Raw genomic sequence first — 24,313 nt, 5'->3', positions numbered from 1 at the left:
CAGCCCGGGCCGCGCACGGCGGCCGGCCGGCCCGGCCGTGGAACCAGATCACCGAAGGGAACATGACATGCCTGCCGAAAACCTCGAAGATGCCATCCAACGCACCGGCAATCCGGTGGAGCTGCTGCGGAATCTGCCCGCGCTGCCCATTGTCTTTCCGATCCAGCCGGAGTTCACCAACTGGCGGTCGGAGCAGCGGGCCTGGGACCAGTCCGTCGCCCTCCTGGACCAGTCCCACCACATGACCGACCTGTACCTTAACGGACCCGACGCCCTGAAGCTGCTCAGCGACCTGGGCGTGAACAAGTTCGCCAACTTCCGGCCGAACACCGCGAAGCAGTTCGTCGCGGTCAACGAGGACGGCCACCTGATCGGTGACGCCATCCTGGCCTGCCTGGCCGAGGGCAGCTTCAACCTGGTGGGTCATCACATGGTCGTGGACTGGGTGGAGTTCCACCTGGGGAAGGGCGGTTACGACGCCACCGCCGAGCGCGATGGCAATTCCCTGGTCCGGAAAGGCAACCCGAAGATCTACCGGTATGAACTGCAGGGGCCGCAGGCGCTTCCGCTGGTGGAGAAGCTCACCGGTGGACCGGTTCCCGACGTGAAGTTCTTCCACATGACCGACTTCACGATCGCCGGCTGCCGGGTCCGGGCGATCCGGCACGGCATCGCCGGCCAGGCCGGGTTCGAGATTTTCGGCCCGTGGCAGGAGGGCGAGCGCGTCCGCCAGGCCATCCTCGAGGCGGGCGAAGAGCTTGATCTGCGCCAAGTGGGCGCCAAGGCCTATTCCACCTCCCCGCTCGGCTCCGGATGGGTGCCGACGCCGGTGCCCGCCATCTTCAGCGGGGACCGGCTCGCCGACTACCGGAAGTGGCTGCCGCTCGCCTCCGCCGGGTCGCTCGGCGGAAGCTTCGCCTCCTCGAACATCGAGGATTACTACCTGACGCCATGGGACCTGAACTACGGCCGCGTGGTTTCCTTCGACCATGACTTCCTGGGCCGGAGCGCCCTGGAGCGGATGCGGGAGAACCCGGCCCGCGAAAAGGTCACGCTGGTCTGGAACAGCGACGATGTGGCCGGCGTGTTCAAATCGCTCGGTGAGAACGCGCTGCCGGCCAAGTACTTCGACATGCCCAAGGCCCGCTACGCGTTCTACCAGGTGGACCAGGTGCTGGCAGGCGGGGAACCCGCCGGCCTGTCCTTCGACTGCGGCTATGCGGCCAACGAGCAGGCCTTCCTCTCGCTGGCCACCGTGGAGAAGCGGCACAGCGCACCTGGCACGGAAGTCACCGTGCTCTGGGGCGAGGAGCCCAATACCCGCAAGCCCCAGGTCGAGCCGCACCGCCAGGTGGAGATTCGGGCGACGGTCGCCCCGGTGCCGTACGCCGACTTCGCGCGGAAGACCTACCGATCCTGACCCCGGGCGCGCGGCCGCGGCGTCGATGATCAACGGACTCGGCGGCGGCAGCAACGTGGCCCGGACGCGCGGCAACCTCTAAAAAACGATGGTGCTGTTGCCGTCGCGCAGCACCCGGTCCTCGCAGTGGGCCATCACCGCGCGGGACAGGACGCTGCGTTCCACGTCGGCGCCCAGCCGGGCGAGGTCCTCCGCGGAGTCGCTGTGCGAGACCCTGATGACGTCCTGGTCGATGATGGGCCCCTCGTCCAGGTCTTCGGTGACGTAGTGGGCCGTGGCCCCGATGAGTTTGACGCCGCGTTCCTTGGCCTTGCGGTACGGTGCCGCGCCGATAAAGGCGGGGAGGAACGAGTGGTGGATGTTGATTACCGGGACGCCCACCTCCTCCAGGAAGCCGGGCGAGATGATTTGCATGTACCGGGCCAGGACCACCAGGTCCACGTTGCCCTGCAGCAACTCCAGGTGGCGCCTCTCGGCCGCGGCCTTGTCCTCCTTGTCCACCGGCACATGGAAGTAGGGGATCCCGAACTGGCGCACATCGGAGCTGAGGTCGGGATGGTTGGAGACGACCATGGCGATGTTCACCGGCAGCTCGCCCCGCCGCTGCCGCCAGAGCAAGTCCAGCACGCAGTGGTCGGACTTGGACACGAAGATCGCCACGCGCTTCTGCCGGCTGACTTCCACCAGCCGCCACGACAGGTCCGGGTCGCCGGACAGTTGCTGCTCCAGGCTGTGCGCCAACTGCTCCACCCGGGCCGTCAGGTGGGGCAGATGGAAAACCGTCCGTTGGAAAAACCGGCCGCCTTCGGGATTGGTCGAATGCTGATCCAGCGAGACGATGTTGGCGCCGGCCTCGGTCAGCAGGGTGGAAACGCTGGCGACGATGCCCGGCCGGTCGGTGCCCTGGACGATCAATCGCCCCTGGTCTTCTGTCGACGGCGCTCCTGCCGGGGGCTTCTGCGGGTAGGTAGTCATGGCGCCCTGCCTTCCGAGGGCTCGCAGTTTGTTGCGAATAATTTAGCAGGCCCGCGGCCCGGAGGCTTCTGGTGGGAAGGGACCGATGTTGCCCGTCCTTTGGCACGCACGGAAAGTGAAACCAGAATTGTTGACGATTCTGGTTCCCGGTGGTTGACTTCCCCTAGGACAACCACACCGGGAGGACCCTTGAGCGACACCGAGCCGGCCCTGTTGGTGGTCAGCGCGCACGCGGGCGACTTCGTCTGGCGGGCCGGCGGCGCCATCGCCGCCGCGGCACAGCGCGGGGAACGCGCCGTCGTCGTGTGCCTGTCCTACGGCGAACGCGGCGAGTCCGCCAAGGCCTGGCGCGAGGGCAAGGAACTGGAAGAGATCAAGGCGATCCGCCGGCAGGAGGCGGAGAACGCCGCCGCGGCGCTCGGCGCCGAGGTCCGGTTCCTGGACGCCGGCGACTATCCGCTGGTGCCCACGCGGGACCTGGTGGACGAGCTGGTCAGGATCTACCGCGAGGTCAAGCCCACGGTGGTGCTGACCCATCCGCTGGCCGACCCGTACAACGGGGACCACCCGGCCGCGGCACGCATGGCGCTGGACGCGCGGGTGCTGGCGCAGGCCATCGGCTACGACGCGCCGGGCGATCCGCTGGGCGCCCCGCCGGTGTTCTTCTTCGAACCGCACCAGCCGGAGCAAAGCGACTTCAAGCCCAACGTCCTGCTCGACATCACGGCGGCCTTCCCGGCCAAGCGCACGGCGATGGAATGCCTGCCGGCGCAGCAGCACATGTGGGACTACTACACGGACCTGGCCACGCGCCGCGGCGTGCAGGTCAAACGCAACGCGGGGCCCAACCTCGGCTTCCCCACGGACACCAAGGGCGAGGCGTACATGCGCTACTACCCGCAAGTGACCGGCACGCTGGCATGAGAAACGTCATCGTCACCAACCCGCCCCGCGCCGACCTGGCCGACGCCAACGCGCTCGCCGGCTTCGGCGTCGCCACGGTCCATGAGGCGATGGGCCGCACCGGCCTGGCCGGCCCGCAGTTCCGGCCGATCCAGTCCGGCATCCGGGTGGCCGGCACCGCCGTCACGGTGCTCTGCTGGCCCGGCGACAACCTGATGGTCCACGCGGCCATTGAGCAGTGCCGCCCCGGGGACATGCTGGTGGTCACCACCACGTCCGAATGCACCGACGGCCTGTTCGGCGAGCTGTTCGCCACAGCCCTGCAGTACCGCGGCGTCCGCGGCGTGGTCACCAGCACCGGGGTGCGCGACGTGGCGGAACTGCAGGCGATGGGCTTTCCCGCCTGGTCCGCCGCCGTCCACGCCCAGGGAACGGTGAAGGCGAGCGCCGGGGCGGTCAACGTCCCTATCACCCTGGGCCGGGTCACGGTCCGGCCGGGCGACGTGATTGTCGCCGACGACGACGGCGTGGTCTGCGTGCCGCGGCTGGAAGCACCGGCGGCGGTCGAGGCTTCGCAGGCGCGCCTGGACAAGGAGGAAAAGACCCGGTCCCGGTTCCAGGAGGGGACGCTGGGCCTGGACTACTACGGCTTGCGGCCGGTCCTTGAGAAGCTCGGCGTTCAATACGTGGCGGCCGAGGACTATGACGGCTGAGCACGACGGCGATGCGCGGCCCCTGGCCGCGGCCGCCCCTTCCGGAGCCGGCGGGGACTACGACCACGGCGTCCGCTGCATGCTGATGCGCGGCGGCACCTCCAAGGGCGCCTACTTCCTGGCCGGGGACCTGCCGGCGGACAGCGCCGACCGCGACGACCTGCTCCTGCGGATCATGGGCAGCCCGGACGCCCGCCAGATCGACGGCATCGGCGGGGCCCACCCGCTGACCAGCAAGGTGGCGGTCATCTCACCGTCGAGCGCTTCCGAGACGGACGTTGACTACCTGTTCCTGCAGGTCGCCGTGGACGAGGCGACGGTCACGGACAGCCAGAACTGCGGCAACATCCTCGCCGGCGTCGGCCCCTTCGCCGTCGAACGCGGACTGCTTCCGGCGCAGGAAAGCACGACGGCGGTGCGCATCCGGATGGTGAATTCGGACAGCAGTGCCACGGCCACCTTCCCGACGCCCGGTGGCCGGGTGGACTACCGCGGGGACGCGGCCATCGATGGCGTGCCCGGTACCGCCGCCCCGGTCACCCTGGACTTCGCCGACACGGCCGGATCTTCCACCGGGGCGCTGCTGCCCACCGGTCGGGAGGCGGACGTGGCGGACGGCGTCGACGTTACCTGCGTGGACAACGGCATGCCGTCGGTCCTGCTGCGGGCGGCCGATCTCGGGGTCACCGGCTACGAGGACCCGGCCGAGCTGGAAGCCGACACCGCCCTGGCGGACCGGCTGGCCCGGATCCGGATTGAAGCGGCGAAGCTGATGGGCATGGGCGACGTGTCCGGCAAGACCGTGCCGAAGCTGGTGCTGCTCTCCGCGCCGCGCAACGGGGGCACGGTCAACACCCGCAGCTTCCTGCCTGTGCGCTGCCACACGTCCATCGGCGTGCTCGGTGCCACCACCGTGGCGGCCGGCATCCAACTGCCGAACGCCGTCGGACACGAACTGGCCCGGCTCCCCGCCGGCGGAAGGCCGCTCCGGCTCGAGCACCCCACCGGCTACCTGGACGTCGGCGCGGAACTGGCCGAGCGTCCCGCCGGCGTCACCACCACGTCCTCCACGGTGCTGCGGACGGCGCGGAAGCTGTTCGACGGCACCGTCTTTCCCCGAGACCGGGTGGCCCCGCAACCGAAGTGAAGGAAGACCATGACACCCCAGCACCGCGACATCGCCCACCTTGGCAACATCGAGCTGTTCACTGACAAGTTCGACGACAGCTACTGGTTCTTCAACGACCTGCTGGCCATGCGGGAGGTCGCCCGCGCCGGAGACTCGGTCTTCCTGCGCACCTGGGACGACTACGAAAACTGGAGCATCAAGCTCACCCCGCGGCAGGCCTCCGGCGTCGGACTGGTCGCGCACCGGGCGGCCTCACCCGAGTCGCTGGACCGGCTGGTGGCTTCGATCCAGGAGTCCGGGCAGGGCGGACAGTGGCGGGACGGTGAATTCGGCGTCGGGCCGTCGTTCCACTTCACGGACCCGGACGGCCACCCGATGTCCGTCTACTACGAGACCGAGTGGTACCGGGCCACGGACGACAAGCCGGCCCTGAAGAACCAGGCGTCCCGGTTCCCCGGCCACGGGGTCAACGCCCGCCGGCTGGACCACATTAACTACCTGGCGGCCAACGTGGAGGAGAACGCGAAGTTTTCGGCCGACGTCCTGGGCCTGAAGGACAGCGAACTGATCCGGCTGGACAACGGACGCACCGCGGCCCATTGGTTCCGGTTCGGCCAGAAGTCCTATGACCTGGTCTACTCGGCCGACCACCTGGGCGCCTCCGGCCGCCTGCATCACATCGCCTTCGCCCCGGACACCCGAGAAGACATCCTCAAGGCCGCCGACATCTTCCTGGAGAACGGCATCCACATCGAGTCCGGTCCGCACAAGCACACCATCAACCAGACGTTCTTCCTCTATGTCTACGAGCCGGGCGGGAACCGCATCGAGTTCGCCAACGCCGGCGCGCGGCTCCTGCTGGCACCGGACTGGGAACCGGTGGTCTGGACAGAGACGGAACGGAAGAAGGGCCAGGCCTGGGGGATGCAGACCATCTCGACCTTCCATACCCACGGCACACCGCCCGTCGAGGTGCCGGACAGGCACTGAGAACCACATGGGCTAGGTTATTGGCAACAACTTCGTCAGCACACTCTCTCAGGATGGAGCAGCCTCCCGTGAGCACCGCCAGCCAGATTGCCGCACCCCGATCAACCGACCCGGCCGCCGTCGTCGCCGGGCTCAAACGGGCGATCGACCGGGGCGAACTCGTGCCCAACCAGCGGTTGGTTGAGGCGGATATCTGCGCCGAGTACCATGCCAGCCGGGCCACCGTCCGGGCGGCGCTGGCGGAGCTGACGCTGGAGGGGCTGGTGGAGCGCATCCAGAACCGCGGCGCCCGGGTGCGCGCGGTCGCGGTGGAGGAAGCGGTGGAGATCACCGAGGTTCGTGCCGCCTTGGAAGCCATCTGCGCGGCCAAGGCCGCCGAACAGGTCACCGACGAGGACGTGGAGGAACTGCAGGCCCTTGGCGAGGCCATGAGCCGGGCCGTGGCCGCCGGCGACCTGCTGAGATATTCGGACCTGAACAAGACCCTGCACCGCCGGGTCGTCGAACTGAGCCGGCACGAAACGGCGGCCGCTCTGATCGCGCGCCTGCGCGGCCAGAGCGTCCGCTTCCAGTTCCGGCTGGCCATGCAGCCGGGCCGGCCCGCCGTATCCCTGCCCGAGCACCTGGAGATTCTGGACGCGGTCTGCGCCAAGGACCCGGAAAGGGCCGCCGCAGCCATGGATAAGCACCTCAAGAGCGTTGCCGATGCCATCATGCGGGCGGCCGAGGACCCCGGCCGCTAAGAGACGCCGGTTCCCCTGCCGCCCGCACGAACAGCATGCCTTCGGCCAATGGAGGCATGGAAGAGACGTCGGCCCCCGGCCGGCGGGGATAGGGGAATCATGAGTGCACAGAACCTGCAGGACGTCCTGGACCAGGCCGGCAATACGGTGGAGCTGCTGCGGAATTCGCAGATCGGCGCCTACGTCTACCCGGTGGTCGCACCGGAATTCACCAACTGGCGCAGCGAGGTCCGGGCCTGGCGGGAGACCGCCGTGCTGTACGACCAGTCCCACCACATGGACAACCTGTTCATCAAGGGCCCCGATGCGTTGAGGCTGATCTCCGACACCGCGATCAACTCGGTGGCCACCTTCCCGGTGAACAGGGCCAAGCAATATGTGCCGACGACGCCGTCCGGGCACGTGATCGGCGATGGCATCCTCTTCCACGAGGCCGAGGACCAGTTCGTCTACGTGGGGCGTTCCCCCGCGGCCAACTGGCTGCTCTTCCACGGGCAGACCGGCGGGTACGACGTGGAGCTGGAGGTGGACCGGCGGTCGCCGTCGCGGCCGATGGGCAAGCCGGTGCAGCGCAGGTACTGGCGGTTCCAGATCCAGGGTCCGAACGCGTGGCAGGTCATCGAAAAGCTCAACGGCGGCACCGTGGAGCAGCTGAAATTTTTCAGCATGGACCACATGCAGGTGGCCGGGGCGCAGGTGCGCACGCTGCGCCACGGCATGGCCGGCGCCCCCGGCCTGGAGCTCTGGGGGCCCTACGAGTCGTACGAGCGCGTCCGCGAGTTCATCCTGGAGGCCGGCCGGGAGTTCGGCCTGCTGGCCGTCGGTGCCCGGGCCTACTCTTCCAACACCTTGGAATCGGGCTGGATTCCGTCCCCGCTGCCCGCCATCTACTCCGGGGAAGAGCTTCGCCCGTACCGGGAATGGCTGGGTGCGGACAGCTACGAAGCCGTCAACGCCGTGGCCGGCAGCTTCGTCTCCGACAACATCGAGGACTACTACCTGAACCCGTGGGAGCTGGGCTACGGCTCGTTCATCAAGTTCGACCACGACTTCATCGGCCGCGAGGCGCTGGAGAAGATCGACGGCCAGGCGCAGCGGAAGAAGGTCACGCTGGCCTGGAACGCCGAGGACATGACCAAAATCTTCGCCTCGCTGTTCGACACGGAGGGGACCCCCTACAAGTACTTCGACCTGCCCAACGCCAACTACGGCTCCTCGAACTACGATTCCATTGTCGACGCCGGCGGCACGAACGTGGGCCTGTCCCTGTTCACCGGTTACAGTGCCAACGAGCGGCGGGCGCTGTCGCTGGCCACTGTCAACCCCGACGTGGAGATCGGCACCGAGGTGAACGTGGTCTGGGGCGAGCCCGACGGCGGCACCCGCAAGACCACCGTGGAACCGCACCGGCAGCTGGAAGTCCGGGCCGTGGTCAGCCCCGCGCCCTACTCCGTGACCGCGCGCAAGGAATACCGCGGCGGCTGGCGGACCGCCCAGGCCGTCTGAACCGGGGACCGTCCCGCAGGCGGTCTGAACCGGGGGACCCTCCCGCAGGCGGGGCCGCCCCCGTTCGTCTGGTGCCTCCGCTTGGGGCGGACGAAGGGCCGCCCGCCGTCGTCGTGGTTAGTGGCCTGCGGCGGCTGCCGCCTCGTCCAGGTGGGCGATGGCGCGGGTGTCTTGGAACGCGCGGACGCCTTCGATGCCCTGTTCGCGGCCGAAGCCCGAGTGCTTCATGCCGCCGAACGGCGCACGGAGGTCCAGGCGGGTCGCGCCGTGGTCGTTGACCCAGACGTAGCCGCAGACCAGCTGCGAGCCGACGGCATTGGCCTTTTCCGTGTCCGCGGTCCACACCGAGCCGCAGAGGCCGGCCCAGGTGTCGTTGGCCAGGGCCAGCGCTTCCTCTTCGGTGTCGAAGGGGAGGATCGGGATGACCGGACCGAACTGTTCCTGCGTGACCACGCGCAGCTGCGGGTCCGGGTCGACCACCAACGCCGGCCGCAGGAAGTTGCCGCCCTGCAGCTCCGGGTCCGCCGGCAGTTCCCCGAATTCCCGGACGTCGGCCCCAGCGGCCTTCGCCTCGGCGATGAGTTCTTCGACGAAGGTCTTCTGCGCGGGCTGGTGCAGCGGGCCCATGGTGGTGCCCTCGTCGAGGCCGTAGCCGACGACGGCCTTCTCCAGCCGCTCGGACAGCCCGGCGACCAGTTCCTCCAGCCGGGAGCGGTGCACATAGATGCGCTTGGCGGCCATGCAGATCTGCCCCGTGGTGTCGAAGACCGCGGCATACAGCCGGTCCAGGTGCGTGTCGTCCAGGACGGCGTCCTCGAGGACCACCGCCGGGTCGTTGCCGCCGAGCTCCAAGGTGACCCGGGTCAGGCTCTTGGACGCCATCTCCATCATCTTCTTGCCGCCGCCCACGCTGCCGGTGAAGCAGACCTTCGCCACGTCGTCGTTCTGGATCAGGCCGCCCATCTCGCTGTCCTGGCCGGTGACAATATTCAGCACACCCGGCGGCAGCTTTTCCGCCACGCGCTGCACTACCCGGGTGATTGCCAGCGGGGTGGTGGGCGGCGGCTTGACGATCGCGGTGTTGCCCGCCAGCAGGGCGTGCGGCAGCGAGGCGCCCAGGATGGCGATGGGCCAGTTGAACGGAACGATCACCGTGACCACGCCCAGCGGCTGGTATGCCACCGTGGTGGTCACCGGGATGCCCGGAGCCGGTTCGAGGACCTTGCCCTGGTCCACCTCGTCCGCGAGCGCCAGGGCGAGCTGGAAGCGGATCTCGAAGACCAGGGCGTCCACCCAGGCCTCCATGCGGATCTTGCCGTTTTCCTGTGACAGGATCGCCGCGTCCTCGTCACGGAGATCGGCGATGCCTTCGATGGCCGCGCCGAGCTGGGCGGCGCGCTCCTTGGCGCCGAGCGCCGCCCACGCGGGGAAAGCGGATTTCGCGGCGGCGACGGCGTCGGCCACATCCTGCCGGGTGGCGGCCGCCGCGTAGCCCACCACGGAACCGGGCTTGCCCGGGTCCGCTACCGGGTATTTTTCGCCGGAGTCCCGGACTTCGCCGCCGATATAGAGCCCGGTGGTGACCTGGCCGGTTTCGCCGGTAGTGCTTGCTACGTCAGTCATCTCGAAACACCTCTCTGTGTTTTGACCGTTCCGGCCCCATGCCGGAACTGCAGGAGCGACGTTCTTCAGCGTCGGCGCCCCCGGCCGGCTGAAGGCGACAACCTCAGAGCGTGGTGGGCGCCAGTTTCCCCTGCCTTCAGCTTTGCCTATCCGCGGGGGGAGTGCTAGGGGTTGGCGCGCCCTATTTTCCGGCTGGCGCCGCCCGCTTTAGTAGCCGCGGTACGGGTTTTCGTCCGTGCCGCCGCTGCGGCCCTGGTCGTAGCCTTCCTGCCAGGCTTGGTGCACGGAGGCCACCAGCCCGGCGAGCAGTTCGTAGGAAGGGTGGTCCGGTCCGATGTACACCATCTCTTCCCCGGCCCGGTTCAGGATGCTGTGGATGTGCGTGCTCATCGTGGTCTTTCCTTTGCAGTTCCGGGTATCTGCCGGCTGGGGTGACGCCACCCGTGGTGTCCTAGCTATTCTTGGGGGATGAGTGCTCCAGCACAATCAACCCTCGCGTTTGACGGCCGCTTCGCCCGCGAGCTTGCGGAGCTGGCCGTCCCCTGGCGGGCGCAGGAGGTCCCCGACCCGCGCCTGCTGGTTCTGAACGAGCCGCTGGCCGCCGAGTTGGGAATCGAGCCGGCCGCCCTGCGCAGCCCCGACGGGCTGCAGCTGTTGACGGGCAACCGGATTCCCGGTGATGCCACTCCGGTGGCGCAGGCGTACGCCGGACACCAGTTCGGCTGGTACTCGCCCCGGCTCGGCGACGGGCGGGCGCTCCTGCTGGGCGAGTTGACCGATGCGGGCGGCCGGCTGCGCGACGTCCATCTCAAGGGTTCGGGGCCCACGCCATTCGCGCGGGGCGGTGACGGCCAGGCCGCGGTGGGCCCGATGCTCCGCGAATACGTGGTCAGCGAGGCCATGCATGCCCTGGGCATTCCCACCACGCGCTCCCTCGCCGTCGTGGCCACGGGGCTCCCGGTTTACCGTGACACCGAGTTGCCGGGAGCTGTTCTGGTGCGGGTGGCCGGCAGCCATCTGCGCGTGGGAAGTTTCCAGTACGCCCGGGCCACGGGCGACGTCGGCCTCCTGCGCCGGCTCGCCGACCATGCCATTGCCCGCCACCACCCGGCGGCCGCCGAGGCCGAACATCCCTACCTGGCGCTGTTTCGGGCGGTCATAGGCACCCAAGCCGCGCTGGTGGCGCAATGGATGCTCGTGGGATTCGTGCACGGGGTCATGAACACGGACAACATGACGATCTCCGGTGAAACCATCGACTACGGGCCCTGCGCCTTCATGGACGCCTTCGATCCGGCCTCCGTCTACAGTTCCATCGACGAGGGCGGACGTTACGCATACGCCAACCAGCCGCTTGCCGCCGAATGGAACCTCGCCCGGCTCGCGGAGGCACTCCTGCCGCTCCTGCACGACGATCAAGAGCAGGCGGCCGCCCTCGCGTCGGAAGCCCTGGGCGGCTTCAGGGGCGAGTACAGCGCCGCCTGGCTGGCCGGCGCGAGGACCAAGATCGGCCTGGGCGACGGGGTCGATTCCGCGGCGGCCTCCCCGCTCGTGAACGATCTCCTGGCCCTGCTCCAGGCGGGCAAGGTCGACCACACGGCGTTCTTCCGCAGCCTCGGCGCGGCAGCCCGGGGCCAAACAGAAGCTGCCCGGCGCCTGTTTACGGACCCCGCAGGGTTCGATGACTGGCTGGCACGATGGCGTCCGCTCCGGCCGGACGCGGGTTTGATGGACCGGGTCAACCCCGTCTACATTCCCCGCAATCACCTCGTCGAGGAGGCACTCGACGCCGCCACGCACGGAGACTTGGACCCGTTGACCCGCCTCCTGGACGCGGTGACCCGTCCCTACGACGAGCGCCCCGGTCTGGAGCGTTACGCAGCCGCTGCGCCGGAAGACTTTGGCGCGTACCGGACTTTCTGCGGGACGTGAGCGCCGGCAAGACGCCGGCGGGACGGGTGCCGATGCCCGGCAACGCGGCGCCGATGGCCGCGCCCGGCACCTGATTGTCGAAGGATATCGGCCACCGGTTTTTGCCGTCCTTGCGGGGCGAATCCGCCCTTTGGGCCGGTTTGGCGGGCGGCCGCCGAATGTAACCGCGGGGCCGGCTCTGTAATATGGGCGCAGGCTACAGCGACCGCGACGGAAGGGTGATTCTTTGTTGAGAGCTATCAGCTACAACCTGCGGAAACACAGTGCGAGCGCGGAACTCGAGGACCTGACCGACCGCTACGACGTCGACGTGATGTGCCTGCAGGAAGCGGACACGGAGAAACTTCCGCACACGCTGGGACACCTGCGGTTGGCCAATTCGACCAAGGGAAACAGGCTGGGACTGGCCGTCTATTACGACGAGGACCGGTTCTCCGCCCTTGATACCAACACTTTCGAACTCAAGAAGTCGCTGCACGATTACGTGCTGGCGCCGGCCCACGAGCGGCTGCTCGGAGTCAAAATGGTGGACAACGAGAGTAAACACGAAATCGTCGTCGGCGACTTTCACGCCGCTCCGCTGACGGCCACCAACTCCCTGCGCCGGCATCAGATCAAGGCCGGCCACGAAGCGCTGCTGGGCATGGGCGGCACCGGCGAGCAGATGACACTGATGGTGGGGGACTTCAACTACCCCTTCTTCACCAAAAACCTGATCGCGCACCTGAAGGAAACGGGCTACGAGCTCACCCTGAGCAACCGCCGCACCTACACGCGCTACAAGCTGTTCCGTGGCCACTTCGACTTCGCCACGTCCCTGGGCCTGGACATTCAAAGCGTGGAAACCCTGCCGCGCGGCCAGTCCGACCACCTGCCGATCCTGGTGACGGCGGAATACGTGGACGAGAACCGCGAGGCCCGCGCCAGCTGACGGGTTCGCCGTATTCCGCCAACTGGCAATCGGCTGAAGGTCTGCCTGACGAGAACCAGCGGAAATGTATGCGCCGAATGGCTGCCGCGGCGGCGGAGGCCCGCCCGCCCGTTGTCGTGGCCTTGGAATTGGAGGCGACCAGTGTTGCCAAAATCAGCAACGCCCCCGCTGTTTGACCGGGGGCGAGTTCCTGATGAAGGACCAGCCATCCGGTGGCGGTGGCGACGACGGGACTCAACAGTCCCAGTAGCGACACGCTGAACGCCGGCAGCAGCTGCAGCCCGCGGAACCACAACGCGTAGGCCACAGCAGTTCCGATCACCGACAGGTAGATGTAGCCACCGAAATTCGAACCGGTCAGCTGCGGCAGCGGGCCCTCCATGAGGAGGGCCAGCGGTGCCAGCAGCAAACCACCGGCCGTCAACTGCCAGCACGTAACGGCCAGAGCCGTATCCGGCTGCCCCCACTTCTTAGCCAGCACCAGGCCGGCGCCCATGGACAAGGTGCCGCCCAAGGCGGCCGCGACCCCGACCGCGTCGAGTCCGGCGTGTGATTGCAGCACTATCAGCGCGACGCCAAACAAGCCGACGGCCGCTGCAATGACCTTGGGGCCGGTCAGCCGCTCGCCGATCCAACGCGAGGCCAGGACAGCCACCAGCAAAGGCTGCACGGCGCCAATGGTCGCCGCCACTCCGCCGGGCAGCCGATGGGCGGCAACAAACAGCAGGGCGAAGAAAACGCCGATGTTCAGTGCGCCGAGCAGTGGGGCCTTCCACCACCAAGGGCCCTGCGGGAGCCGCCGCACAATCAACAGCAGGAGGAGCCCTGCAGGTAGCGCCCGCAGCGCCGCTGCCAGGAGCGGCTTGTCTGCAGGCAGCAGTTCGGTGGTGACCGCGTAGGTCGTTCCCCAGGTCAACGGGGCGAAGGCAGTGGCTGTGAGGAGGAGCCATCGATTGCTAAGCACTTAGCCAATATAGCTAAGCTCTTAGCGAATCGTCTATGCTGGATGCGTGGAAGACCCGGTAGCGAAAATTTTGGGGCAGTGGGCTGCGGAACGGCCCGACCTGGACGTTTCGCCCATGGCAGTGATTGGACGGATCACCCGCGCGTCGCGGAAGGTGGACGCCGTGCTGGCGGCAACGTTCGCCCGCCACGATCTCGATTCGGCCAGCTTTGACGTCTTGGCGACACTGCTGCGCTCAGGGAAGCCTTACACGCTCAGTCCACGCGAGCTGACCCAGGCCGCCATGGTGACCTCCGCCGCCATCGCCCAGCGCTTAAACCGGCTGGAAGAGCGGCGGCTGGTCACAAGGACCAAAGACATCACGGACGGCAGGGGCAAGCAGGTTACCCTCACGCCAGCAGGGCGGGACCTGGTCAGCAAGGCTCTGCCCGACCATGTGAACACCGAACGCGCCCTGCTTGCCGGATTGACTCGGACGGAACGCGACCAGCTCGCGCGCCTGCTGGCCAAGGTGGAGCAAGCCGCCGAAGCGCGCTGCTAGCCGAACCGGTACGAAGTCGGCTCCTACAACGAGCACGACCGGAACGGCTCCGCGGTCCTCGAACCCGGCGGCGGTCCACTTCCTGCTGAAACCGCCCGGCCCACCGGCGGCCCGGGGTAGTGGTGGCCCCGGCCGTCTGGCAATGTTGGGGGTAGAGCCCGTCTGGAGAATTCCAGCCGTCGAGCACAAAGGAGATGACGCCATGAAGGATTCGGTTCTGGGGCACGATCCCGTCCTTGACCGCACCAACCATGTCGACGGCGGTGCTGCCGCGAGGGCAGACGGGGGTGCTGCCAGGGCAGACGGGGGTGCCGCCGCGGCAGACGGCGGGAACACCGCCGTCGAGCCCCTCGCCGAACCCCAGGCGCCGGACATCAGCTTTGACGAGCAGTTCTACCCGGCCCGTCCCCGCTCGCTGCGCCCCACGGCCCGCCGCCGCCAGTTCGTCCCCGGCCAACCGCCGTTCGAGCCGGACGCGCGCAACAAGGTCTATGTGGAGTGGCTGCGCAACCAGTCCATGCTGGGCGACGCGAAGGTTTTGGGGCGCCAGCTCTCCGGGCAGGCCAGCATGTGGCAGAACCCGTTCGCGTACCCGAATCCGCGGGCGGCGGTGGAGCGGGCCTCGGTCTGGTTCACGGCCTACCCGCTGTCGCTGATCACCAGGCCCGGACAGACGTTCTTGGCGGCGCTGGGCGATGCCGCGCTCTGGGAGGCCTTCCAACAGATCGGCATCAAGGCCATCCACATCGGGCCGGTGAAGCTGGCCGGCGGCCTGACCGGCTGGAACCATACCCCCAGCGTGGACGGGCACTTCGACCGCATCAGCATGGCGATCGACCCGCTGTTCGGCACCGAGGACGAGTTCCGGAGCATGTGCGGGGTGGCCGCCGAACACGGCGGCACGATCGTGGACGATATTGTGCCCGGCCACACGGGCAAGGGAGCAGACTTCCGGCTGGCGGAGATGAACTTCCGCGACTATCCGGGCATCTACCACATGATCGACATCCCGGAGTCCGACTGGGACCTGCTGCCGGATGTCCCCGAGGGCGAGGACTCGGTCAATATCGACGTCGCGACCGAGCGCCGGCTCCAGCAGGCCGGCTACATCATCGGCGAGCTCCAGCGGGTCATTTTCTACGAACCCGGCGTCAAGGAAACCAACTGGAGCGCCACCCCGCCGGTCCTGGACACCGAGGGCAAGGCCCACCGCTGGGTCTATCTGCACTACTTCAAGGCCGGCCAGCCGTCCATCAACTGGCTGGACCCCACCTTCTCCGGCATGCGCCTGGTGATGGGCGATGCCCTGCATTCGCTGGTGGACCTGGGGACCGGGGCGCTCCGGCTGGACGCCAACGGCTTCCTGGGCGTGGAGAAGAGTGCCGAGGAAACGCCGGGCTGGTCCGAGGGGCATCCGCTCTCGGCGGCGGCCAACCAGATCATCGGCAGCATGGTCCGCAAGGTCGGCGGCTTCACCTTCCAGGAGCTGAACCTGTCCATCGACGACATCAAGGAGACCTCCGCCACGGGGCCGGATTTGTCCTACGACTTCGTGACGCGCCCGGCGTACCACCACGCCCTGGTCACCGCGGACACCGAGTTTCTCCGGCTGACGCTGCGCCTGGCCATGGACATCGGCGTGGACCAGGCGTCGCTGGTGCACGCGCTGCAGAACCACGACGAGCTCACCTACGAACTGGTGCACTTCACCACCAAGCACAAGGACGACGTCTATGAGCTCGACGGCGAGGAGCTCACCGGCGCGGAGCTGGCCCACAAGGTGCAGCAGACCCTGCGGGACGGGATCACCGGCGAAGCCGCCCCCTACAACCTGGTCTTCACCGCCAACGGAATCGCCTGTACCACGGCCAGCGTGATCACCGCGGTGCTGGGCATCACCGACCTGGATTCGATCACCGAAGAGCAGTCGGCCGAGATCTGCCGCGTGCACCTGCTGCTGGCCATGTACAACGCGCTGCAGCCGGGGGTCTTCGCGCTCTCCGGCTGGGACCTGTGCGGGATGTTGCCGCTGGAGCGCAGCCGGGTGGCCCGGCTGATGTCGCGGGGGGACACGCGCTGGATCAACCGCAGCGCGCATGACCTGATGGGTTTCGACCCGACAGCCGAGACGTCAACCTCCGGCATGCCCATGGGCAAGGCCCTGTACGGCACGCTGCCCGAGCAGCTCGAGGACGAAGCGTCGTTCGCCCGGCAGTTGGCCCGCATCCTGGCGGTCCGGGAAGAGCACGGCATCGCCAAGAGCGCCCTGATAGATGTTCCCGACGTCTCCCATCGCGGCATGCTGGTGATGGTCCACCAACTGGTCTCGGGCGGGCAAGAGGTCACGGTCCTGAACTTCTCCGGGCAGGAAATCGCCGGTACCGTCCGCTCCGAAGCCTTGGAGCTGGGCTCCGAAGTGACCGACGCGTTCAGTGGCGAAACCATCGGCACAGTGGACGACCTGCACAGCTTCTATCTCCACCTCGGACCGTACGCGGGCACCGCCTTGCTGATCGCGCCGCCGGTTGCCGAGGCCGACGACGACGCTCCCCAGGCGGGTGCCTGATCCGCTAGATCTCCCAGTCGCCGAGCCCCTCGGCGCCGTCGCCAAAGAAACCACCGAAGCCTGCGTTGTCTGCAAAGCCCTCACCGGCGGAGGCGACGGTGTCGCCGAATCCTTCTGCGGCGCCGGCCAGTCCTTCCCCGATGCCGGAGAATCCTTCCAGCAGGGGACCGGCGATGGCCGAGCCGACGAAGCCGGCGGCCACACCGGCCAGCAGGCCGGCGCCCAGACCTCCCGCGGCGCCGGCGGCTCCGGCGGCAAGGCGGCCGCCGCCCCGGCCCGTTCCGCTCCGGCCGAGGATCCGTTCCATGAAGCCCGGCTGCGCCAGTTCGGCGCGGGTGGCGGTCCTGGCCAGCGTCTCGGGCCGGTCGGAGGCGGCCCGCTCTGCGGCGGGGAGCTGGCTGTTGAGCTCGTCCCGGAGCATCGCGCGCTGCTGCGGGGTCAACCGGTTGAAGGCTTCGGCGTGGGCCCGCTCCATGTCCTGGGGCGGTGCAGTCTGCAGCATGTACTTGTATTTCGCGATGGCCGCCTGGTCGGCGTCCCGGCCGGCGGGTTGCCCGGGCCTGCCGTCGCGAGGCTGCGGCCGGGACGGATACCTTTGACCGCCGTCGCCACCGCCTCGGTTGTACCCGCCGTCGTAGCCGCGGTCCTGCCCATAACCACGGTCTTGCCCGTAACCGCGGTCGTAATTACGGTCCTGGCCGTAGCCGCGGTTGTAACCGCCGTCGTAGTTAGGGTCCTGGCCGTATTCGCGGTTTTGGCCGCGCCCGTAGCCTGCATCCTGGCCGTAGCCGGGTCCCCGGCCGGAGTCCTGGGGCCGCGGCGGGCGCTGCTGTCCGGTGCGTTGGGCCAATTGCTCCTTGGCGTACTGGATGGCCTTTTGCTTGCCCTTTTGGACCAGCTTGTCGAACATTCCCATGTTTCCGCTCCTTGCCTGCCCGGTGGAAGCCGGTGCACGGGGTCATCTCTCCCCGTTAAGAACTGTTGGCGACGGCAAAGGGTTCCGGCGGTCTCCCTAGCCCGCGACGCGTTCGACCGCTTTAAGGTGTTCGGGCCGCACCGGGGCGGTCTGGGCCAGGTACTCCGGGTGCTTCTCGACGTAGGCCTTAATGTAGGGGCATACGGTCACCACGGACACCCCGGCAGCGGCGGTGTCATCCAGCGCGTAGCGGGCCAGGCGTCCGGCCAGTCCCTGCCCGGCATACTCTTCGTCAACGGTGGTGTGGAAGAAGACACGCTCGGGGCCCGACGGCCCCTCGAACGGCAACCAGTGGGCCTTGCCGATCACCTTGCCGCCGTCCACCAGTTCGTAGCGGCGCCGTCCGGCATTGCTGCGGACGGCGATGGGGGCGTCGGCTTCCATGGGTCCTCCTGATGATGGGTCGGTCCGGCAGTGCTCAGCCGCGGGGTCGCAGCTGGACGGTCGGCAGTGTCGGGGCGGGCAGCGGTGCGGGCGTCCCGTCGGGGAAGGGGCCGAACCGGGGATACGGGGCGCCGTCCGGATAGGTGCCGTTTTCGGGTTCCGGCGCGGTGTCGACGTCGATCTCGGCCTGCCAGGCGGCGCGGTACGCCACGATCTCCTCATGGCTCCGGCCCACGAAGTTCCACCACATGATGATCTGCTCGCCCAGCGGCTGGCCGCCGATGAGCAGCAGCCGGGCCGGGGCGTCCCCGGCCTCGAGGACGAGGCGCTTTCGCCCGGGGGCGAGGTAAACCAAGTGGTCCACCGGGACGTCGTTTCCGTCCAGCCGGAGGTCGCCGGTATCCAGCAGGACTCCGTGTTCGAACCCGGCGTCCAGGGCGAGTTCCAGCCGGGACCCCGCACGCAGCGTGGCCTCGGCACCGAGCAGCGGAGGGGTGTAGGTGTTGACGGGAGACGTGGAGCCGGCCAGCGAACCGAAGAAGACGCGCAACTCCGTCCCGTCGCCGACGACGGGTTCCGGTGCGTAATGTTCGAACGTCGGCGGCATGTTGCGGGTCGAGTCCGGAAGGGCGAACCAGAGCTGCGCGCCGTGCAGGACGGTGGTGTCCGGCGTCGAAAATTCCTGGTGGGAGATGCCCCGGCCGGCGATCATGAGGTTCACTTCCCCCGGGCGCACGATGGCTTCAAACCCGGCCGAATCCCGGTGCGCGATCTTGCCGGAGAACAGCCAGCTGACCGTGGCCAGGCCGGTGTGCGGGTGGCGGGGAACCTGCATGCCGCCGGTACCGGACACCAGGTCGGGCCCGTAATGATCCAGGAAGCACCAGGAACCGATCAGGCTGCGCCGTTTCTGCGGCAGGGTGCGGCGGACGTTCATGGCCCGGATGCCGCCCAGCGGGACGTCACGCGGCGCCAGGACCTCCGCGTCGGCGGAGTCTGCTTCCAGTGAACAGACAACTTCCCTCGGTGCCGCCTCCAGGTTGCTCATGGCCCCAGTTTAGACGGGCGATTGTAGCGTGTCGCCAGATGCAGCGTTGCACCTGCACCGCCGTGCATCGGGGAGGATGGGGGGATGGAAGAACTCGGCGAACTGCTGCGCAGCCTGGATTACTGGTGGATCTACCCTGCCGGTGCGCTCTCCGTGACCGTTTCCGCGCTGGTTCCTCCGGTGCCGAGCACCACGCTGTTCGTCGCGCTGGGGTCGCTCTCGGTGCACTCGGACCACCTCGACCCTTACGTACTGGCGGCCGCCATGCTGGCCGGTGCGGTAGCGGGTGACGCCGGCACGTTCTTTCTGGTGCGCCGCTTCAACCTCGCCGAGCGGAAGGTGTTCTCCGGGCGACACTGGCAGTCAGGCTTCCGCAAGGCCCGCACCGGGCTGGGGCGCAAGGGGCTGCCGCTGGTGCTGACGTCCCGGTTTGTTCCCATGGGGCGGGTGACGCTTAATGTGGCCGCCGCGATGATTCCCCAGCCCGGCCGCCGGTTCCTGGCCCACTCCGCCCTGGCCGGTGTGCTGTGGTCCGCCTACTCGGTGGGCATTGGCACCGCGTCGGGCGTGTGGCCGCAGCTGTCCACCGAGTTCGCGGTGCTGCTCGCCATCGCAGCGTCCTTGGTGCTCGGGTCGCTGATCAACCACACGTTGAAGTGGTGGGAAAACCGGCAACGGATGGAGTCCAGCGGGAATCGGGGCCGCTAGGCGGTCGCCGGCACCGGCAGGAAGTGCGGGTGCCGGCGACTGCATCAGGCCCGCTCTTCCACGCCGCACCAGTTGGCGATGAACAGAGCGATGCTCTTGGTGATTCGACGGACCGATTCGATGGATACCCGCTCGTCGAAGCCATGGATCGCTTCGGAGACTGGGCCGTAAACAAGCGCGGGCGTGTCGGCATAGAGCGCGAAGACACGCCCGTCCAGGTAGCCGGGAGTGGTGAAACTGCCAAGCTCCTGACCGAAGACCTGCTCGTGCGTGCTCTCCAGCAGGGACTCGGCTTCGCTGCCGGGCTCCAGCACGTAGCCTTCGGAGAAGAATCCGGTTTTGGTGGCGACGGCCTTGATCGGCTCGGGGCCGGCCCCCAGCCGGGCGAGGCATTCCTGCAGTTCGTGCCAGGCCTGCTCGGCCGGGATCCCGGGGTAAATGGCCGCCCGCACATCGAATTCACACCAGGCGGGCACGCTGGAGGGCCAGTCGCCGCCGATGATCTGCCCGAAGTTGAAGTTGATGGGGTGTTCCAGGTCCTCGAAGTAGCGGTGCCGGCCCCGCTCCGCGTTCCACTTCTCCTCGACCTCGCGCAGGGCGGTGATGGCGGTATAGGCGGCGTCGATGGCGTTGAAGCCGGTGCCCATCTCGCGCGGATGGGTCGGGTTGCCGGTGACACGCACCTTGAACCAGAGCACCCCGACGTTGGCCCGGACCAGCATGTCCTCTTCGGGCTCGGGAATGATGACCGCGTCCGCCCGGTACCCGCGCATCAGCGCGGACAGGGAACCGTTGCCCGTGCATTCCTCTTCGACGACGGACTGGAAGTGGATGCGGCCGGCGGGTTCGAGGCCGGCCGCCTTGACGGCGTCGAACGCGAAGAGGTTGGCGGCCAGCCCGGCCTTCATGTCGCCGGCTCCGCGGCCGTACATCCAGCCGTCGATGATGGGAGCATCCCAGGGGGAGCGCGACCATGCCTCTTCCGGCCCTTCCGGCACCACGTCGACGTGTCCGTTCAGGATAAGCGAGCGGCCGGTTTCGGCGGCAGGCCGGTACGTGCCGACAACATTGTCGACGTCGTCGTAGGAGACGGTGACGGGGCCGAAGCCCGGATGCGTGGCGAGCTCGTCGGGATCCAGCTGCCAGCGGTCCATTTCCAGGCCGCGGGCGGCCATCGCCGTGTGCAGCAGGTCCTGCGCGCTGCCTTCCGCGGTCCGGAGCGACGGGTGCTTCACCAGCTCCTGGGTGAAGGCCAGCTGCGCGTCGAACGCGGCGTCGACGGCATCGAGAATACGTTGGGACTGTTCGTCATTGATCATCCGAATGCTCCTTGATATGGCGCAGGGGAGCCGCCCGGCTGGACGGCTCCCCGCGAGGTGGTGAGACGCTGGCTTCCGGAGGCGGTGTCCACCGGAGGCCGGCGCCCGCCCCGGGGTGGGGCGGGCGTGGGGACTTAGCTGTCGGCTACGATCTGCTTGTCCTTGACCCGCAGCCGTTCGCCGAGGAACCCGCCGAGGGCCGTGAGCAGCGCGATGATGGCAAGGATCATGGCCGCGCCCCAGGACTGGCTGCCGGAGACGCCGAGCATGGCGGTGGCGATCATGGGCATGAAGCCGCTGGTCGCGCCGGCGATGTTGTAGCCCAGGGCCACGCCGGAGTAACGCAGTTTCGCCGGGAACAGTTCGGTCAGCAGCGCGCCGTTGACCGCGTACGCCACGGCGATCAGCATGATGCCGAACGTGATGGCCAGGGTGATCAGCAGCGGGGACTTGGTGTCGATCATGGCGAACAACGGGAAGGCCAGGACGGCGGTGAGGATGCCGCCCCACATGGTGACCTTGCCCGGGCCGATCTTTTCCGCGAGCCGGCCCATCAGGATGGTGACGATGATCTGGGCGACGGCGGCGATCAGGGTGGCGTTGACCATCACGTTGCGGTCCACACCCAGGGTGTTGACGCCGTAGCTGACCACGAAGGTGGTGATCATGTAGAAGCCGCCCACGCCCAGCAGGGCGGCGAGCACGGCAACCACCAGGCGGCCGCCGGCGTTGCGGAAGACGTCGAAGGCCGGGACCTTGGAGGTCTCTTCCTGGGCCAGCAGATCCTTGAAGATCGGCGACTCCTCCACCTTGAGCCGGATCCACAGGGCGATCAGGAGCATCGGGAAGGCCAGCAGGAAGGGAATGCGCCAGCCCCAGGCGTCAAAGAAGTCGGACGGGAAGAGCAGCACGAGGGTGAACGCCGTGGAGGCCAGCAGGGTCGCCACCGGCGAGCCGACCTGGACCAGGGCGGCGTACCGGCCGCGCTTCTCGGCCGGGGCGTGCTCGACGGCCATCGTGACCGCGCCACCCCATTCGCCGCCCACTGCCAGTCCCTGGACGAGCCGCAGGACGGCGAGCAGGATCGGGGCCGCCAGGCCGATGCTGCCGAAGTCGGGCAGCAGGCCGATCAGGCCGGTGGCGACGCCGATCATGACGATGGTGGTCAGCAGGGCGGGCCGGCGGCCGTACTTGTCGCCGATGTAGCCGAACAGCATGGCGCCGATCGGACGGGCTGCGAAGCCGACGCCGAAGGTGGCGAACGAAGCCAGCAACGCGGCCGTGGGATCCAGTTCCGTAAAGAACAGGCGGTTGAACACCAACGCCGCGGCCGTGCCGAAGAGGTAGTAGTCGTACCACTCGAGCGCCGTTCCGACGAAGGCGGCCCGGGCGATCTTGCCTGCGTCCTTGCCGGAGACTTTCGGCGGAGCGCCGGGGGTGTTGAGAGATTGCGGCGTCGTCACGTGTTGCCTTTCAAGCTGTGCGGGGCCGGCATCGTTGGAGGAGGCAGCGGCAGCCCGTAATTCCTATGGCCCTGAACGGAGGACATCCCGAGGTAGAGCTGTGAAGTACCTCTCGACTGTAAGGTAGTGCCATTCCCCTGAACAATGACAATACTCACCGGCTTGACAACGCTTACTTGTGCCTTTTCACAACTTGTGCCCGTTTTTGTAGTCCGCGAGCGCCACGAGTGCGAGCGCTGCCTGCGCCGGAACCGTCATGTCCAGCCCGATGACTTCCTCCAGCGAATGCAACCGGTTGACCACCGTGTTTCGGTGGCAGTAAAGTTCCTCCGCGGTTTCCTTAATCGAACCGGTGCGGCCGTAACTTTGCGCCACCTGCAGCAACCGCTGGCGCTCATGCGGCGTGCAGTGGTCCAGTGCCGTGGTGACGGGGAGCGAGAATCCGGGGAGCGCCTTCTCCAGGAGGTCCCGGGCAATGGACATCCAAGTGCCCGCGATGGTGGCCAGCCCCGTATCGGCACCGTTCTTAGCGGCCAAAACCAAAGCCGCCGCTGCCGCCTGCGGAATCGCGGCCAGGCCCTCCACGCCGGGCATATAGCCGGCCGGAAATTCGGGCGGATCGTCCTGCCAGGTCCGTCCGGCTCGGCTTACCCGGAAAAGGAAGAGGGCGCCGGCGCGTTCGTAGGAGAAGGTGTGACGGTCGGCCGCCGGCTGATCCGGCAACTTCGCCGCGGCCTCCTTGGTGACCGCAATCAGTTCAAACACGTCCGAGCTTTCTACTTCCAAGCCGGCGGCGATGTCGGAGACCTCGCCGGTGTTTTGGGTGTCGGTGTTAAAGAGCCGCGAAAGCAGCCGTTGCCGGTGCAGCTGCTTGTCGCGGGCAAGCAGGGCTTCTTCTTCCGAAAACGCCTGCTGGATGCTGCTGACATATCTCTCCACAGTGTCCAAGACCCGGTCCATGTTGGCAACGAGCACGTCGGTGCCGTGCCCCCGCGCAACGCGTTCAAGGCCTTTCCACAGGACCCGGAAGTCGTTGCGTACCGCGCTCAGGAAGGCCTCCAGCGGAACCCCCTGGCGTGCCCGGCGGGAAGCCACATCCCTCGGCAGGGACCGAAGATCGGGCGGCAACTCGAGGCCGGCCATCTGGAACAGAAACATCTCCATCGTGTCCACCGCTGTCCGGCGGACATCCTCGTCCGGAACCAGTGCCCCCTCATAGGAGATGGCCGCAAAGCGCTCCAGGAAGTCGCTGACCAGTAAATCGCGTTCCTGCCACAGGCGCCGGATAAGTTCGGTCCACTGAGGTTCGGCCGACGGGTCGGGATTGAAGTCCCAATGCCGGCTGGCGTCGTGGGGGAAGGGCTCTACGCGCGGCTCGCTCATGCATCCATCTTATGCATTTGCCTAATCCTTCCGCCGGAGATGGCGTCTTTTGTCCATTGAGCGTGACATTGCTCCAGTGTTGAAATGGAGGCGGCG

The 24,313-nt window shown here is 67.8% G+C and carries 21 protein-coding genes and 1 pseudogene; 12 read left to right on the top strand and 10 right to left on the bottom strand.

Translation table 11 applies throughout. The features are described 5' to 3' along the window. Window positions 1-67: 67 nt before the first annotated feature. Window positions 68-1,420 (top strand): aminomethyl transferase family protein, encoded by a 1,353-nt coding sequence (locus AC5RVG_RS06245; protein ID WP_494013142.1) that lies wholly within the window; start codon window positions 68-70, stop codon window positions 1,418-1,420. Window positions 1,421-1,498: 78 nt separating this feature from the next. On the opposite strand, the gene purU is transcribed toward AC5RVG_RS06245, so the two are convergent. Further along, a complete protein-coding gene (gene purU / locus AC5RVG_RS06240) occupies window positions 1,499-2,395 on the bottom strand; it encodes a formyltetrahydrofolate deformylase (protein WP_494013141.1) in 897 nt (298 codons plus the stop codon). 189 nt (window positions 2,396-2,584) lie between these two features. Here purU and AC5RVG_RS06235 point away from each other — a divergent pair, with 189 nt between their 5' ends. The 6 genes from AC5RVG_RS06235 to ligM all read left to right on the top strand — a co-directional run bounded on the left by AC5RVG_RS06235 (window position 2,585) and on the right by ligM (window position 8,379). Then, complete coding sequence (locus tag AC5RVG_RS06235) at window positions 2,585-3,319, top strand: PIG-L deacetylase family protein (RefSeq protein ID WP_494013140.1); 735 nt, start codon at window positions 2,585-2,587, stop codon at window positions 3,317-3,319. Beyond that, window positions 3,316-4,011, top strand: coding sequence for a 4-carboxy-4-hydroxy-2-oxoadipate aldolase/oxaloacetate decarboxylase (locus AC5RVG_RS06230; RefSeq protein WP_494013139.1), 696 nt, complete (start codon window positions 3,316-3,318; stop codon window positions 4,009-4,011). Before AC5RVG_RS06235 ends, AC5RVG_RS06230 begins: the two co-directional genes overlap by 4 nt. Further along, the gene (locus AC5RVG_RS06225; RefSeq protein WP_494013138.1) at window positions 4,001-5,158 is read left to right on the top strand and encodes a 4-oxalomesaconate tautomerase; all 1,158 of its coding nucleotides are present in this window, start codon (window positions 4,001-4,003) and stop codon (window positions 5,156-5,158) included. Before AC5RVG_RS06230 ends, AC5RVG_RS06225 begins: the two co-directional genes overlap by 11 nt. Before the next feature lie 9 nt (window positions 5,159-5,167). Further along, window positions 5,168-6,130, top strand: coding sequence for a VOC family protein (locus AC5RVG_RS06220; protein ID WP_494013137.1), 963 nt, complete (start codon window positions 5,168-5,170; stop codon window positions 6,128-6,130). A gap of 68 nt (window positions 6,131-6,198) precedes the next feature. Then, window positions 6,199-6,873 carry a GntR family transcriptional regulator gene (locus AC5RVG_RS06215; RefSeq protein WP_494013136.1) on the top strand — a complete coding sequence of 225 codons (675 nt, stop codon included), beginning with the start codon at window positions 6,199-6,201 and terminating at the stop codon, window positions 6,871-6,873. A gap of 99 nt (window positions 6,874-6,972) precedes the next feature. Then, window positions 6,973-8,379: a vanillate/3-O-methylgallate O-demethylase gene (gene ligM / locus AC5RVG_RS06210; RefSeq protein ID WP_494013135.1), complete on the top strand. Its 1,407-nt coding sequence runs from the start codon at window positions 6,973-6,975 to the stop codon at window positions 8,377-8,379. A 117-nt stretch (window positions 8,380-8,496) separates the two neighbouring features. Here ligM and AC5RVG_RS06205 read toward each other — a convergent pair whose 3' ends face one another. Both AC5RVG_RS06205 and AC5RVG_RS06200 read right to left on the bottom strand, forming a co-directional pair. Then, window positions 8,497-10,002, bottom strand: coding sequence for an aldehyde dehydrogenase family protein (locus tag AC5RVG_RS06205; RefSeq protein WP_494013134.1), 1,506 nt, complete (start codon window positions 10,000-10,002; stop codon window positions 8,497-8,499). Between the two features lie 207 nt (window positions 10,003-10,209). Continuing rightward, on the bottom strand, window positions 10,210-10,392 hold the full coding sequence (locus tag AC5RVG_RS06200; protein WP_493977043.1) for a hypothetical protein: 183 nt from the start codon (window positions 10,390-10,392) through the stop codon (window positions 10,210-10,212). 78 nt (window positions 10,393-10,470) lie between these two features. On the opposite strand from AC5RVG_RS06200, the gene AC5RVG_RS06195 reads away from it, so the two are divergent. Both AC5RVG_RS06195 and AC5RVG_RS06190 read left to right on the top strand, forming a co-directional pair. Then, a complete protein-coding gene (locus tag AC5RVG_RS06195; RefSeq protein ID WP_494013133.1) occupies window positions 10,471-11,934 on the top strand; it encodes a protein adenylyltransferase SelO in 1,464 nt (487 codons plus the stop codon). 229 nt (window positions 11,935-12,163) lie between these two features. Then, the gene (locus AC5RVG_RS06190) at window positions 12,164-12,865 is read left to right on the top strand and encodes an endonuclease/exonuclease/phosphatase family protein (protein ID WP_494013757.1); all 702 of its coding nucleotides are present in this window, start codon (window positions 12,164-12,166) and stop codon (window positions 12,863-12,865) included. A gap of 148 nt (window positions 12,866-13,013) precedes the next feature. On the opposite strand, the pseudogene AC5RVG_RS06185 reads toward AC5RVG_RS06190, so the two are convergent. After that, a pseudogene (locus tag AC5RVG_RS06185) lies at window positions 13,014-13,829 on the bottom strand (EamA family transporter); the annotation flags it as partial. Between the two features lie 46 nt (window positions 13,830-13,875). Here AC5RVG_RS06185 and AC5RVG_RS06180 point away from each other — a divergent pair. Together AC5RVG_RS06180 and treS are read left to right on the top strand one after the other, a co-directional pair. Continuing rightward, window positions 13,876-14,370: a MarR family winged helix-turn-helix transcriptional regulator gene (locus AC5RVG_RS06180; protein WP_494013132.1), complete on the top strand. Its 495-nt coding sequence runs from the start codon at window positions 13,876-13,878 to the stop codon at window positions 14,368-14,370. Window positions 14,371-14,572: 202 nt separating this feature from the next. Continuing rightward, window positions 14,573-16,936, top strand: coding sequence for a maltose alpha-D-glucosyltransferase (gene treS, locus AC5RVG_RS06175; RefSeq protein ID WP_494013131.1), 2,364 nt, complete (start codon window positions 14,573-14,575; stop codon window positions 16,934-16,936). A 4-nt stretch (window positions 16,937-16,940) separates the two neighbouring features. On the opposite strand, the gene AC5RVG_RS06170 is transcribed toward treS, so the two are convergent. The 3 genes from AC5RVG_RS06170 to AC5RVG_RS06160 form a co-directional block, all read right to left on the bottom strand. Beyond that, window positions 16,941-17,852, bottom strand: a complete 912-nt coding sequence (locus tag AC5RVG_RS06170; RefSeq protein WP_494013130.1) for a hypothetical protein — start codon at window positions 17,850-17,852, stop codon at window positions 16,941-16,943. Between the two features lie 96 nt (window positions 17,853-17,948). Next, complete coding sequence (locus AC5RVG_RS06165; protein WP_494013129.1) at window positions 17,949-18,296, bottom strand: GNAT family N-acetyltransferase; 348 nt, start codon at window positions 18,294-18,296, stop codon at window positions 17,949-17,951. 34 nt (window positions 18,297-18,330) lie between these two features. Next, window positions 18,331-19,344 carry a pirin family protein gene (locus AC5RVG_RS06160; protein ID WP_494013128.1) on the bottom strand — a complete coding sequence of 338 codons (1,014 nt, stop codon included), beginning with the start codon at window positions 19,342-19,344 and terminating at the stop codon, window positions 18,331-18,333. An 84-nt stretch (window positions 19,345-19,428) separates the two neighbouring features. Here AC5RVG_RS06160 and AC5RVG_RS06155 point away from each other — a divergent pair, with 84 nt between their 5' ends. Then, the gene (locus tag AC5RVG_RS06155) at window positions 19,429-20,052 is read left to right on the top strand and encodes a DedA family protein (RefSeq protein WP_494013127.1); all 624 of its coding nucleotides are present in this window, start codon (window positions 19,429-19,431) and stop codon (window positions 20,050-20,052) included. A gap of 44 nt (window positions 20,053-20,096) precedes the next feature. Here AC5RVG_RS06155 and AC5RVG_RS06150 read toward each other — a convergent pair whose 3' ends face one another. The 3 genes from AC5RVG_RS06150 to AC5RVG_RS06140 form a co-directional block, all read right to left on the bottom strand. Further along, window positions 20,097-21,371, bottom strand: a complete 1,275-nt coding sequence (locus AC5RVG_RS06150) for an ArgE/DapE family deacylase (RefSeq protein WP_494013126.1) — start codon at window positions 21,369-21,371, stop codon at window positions 20,097-20,099. Window positions 21,372-21,505: 134 nt separating this feature from the next. Then, window positions 21,506-22,834 carry an MFS transporter gene (locus tag AC5RVG_RS06145; RefSeq protein WP_494013125.1) on the bottom strand — a complete coding sequence of 443 codons (1,329 nt, stop codon included), beginning with the start codon at window positions 22,832-22,834 and terminating at the stop codon, window positions 21,506-21,508. A 186-nt stretch (window positions 22,835-23,020) separates the two neighbouring features. After that, window positions 23,021-24,217: a helix-turn-helix domain-containing protein gene (locus tag AC5RVG_RS06140; protein WP_494013124.1), complete on the bottom strand. Its 1,197-nt coding sequence runs from the start codon at window positions 24,215-24,217 to the stop codon at window positions 23,021-23,023. Window positions 24,218-24,313: the final 96 nt, after the last annotated feature.

The organism is Arthrobacter senegalensis (assembly GCF_059091765.1).
This window is presented reverse-complemented; position numbering and strand designations above follow the sequence as displayed.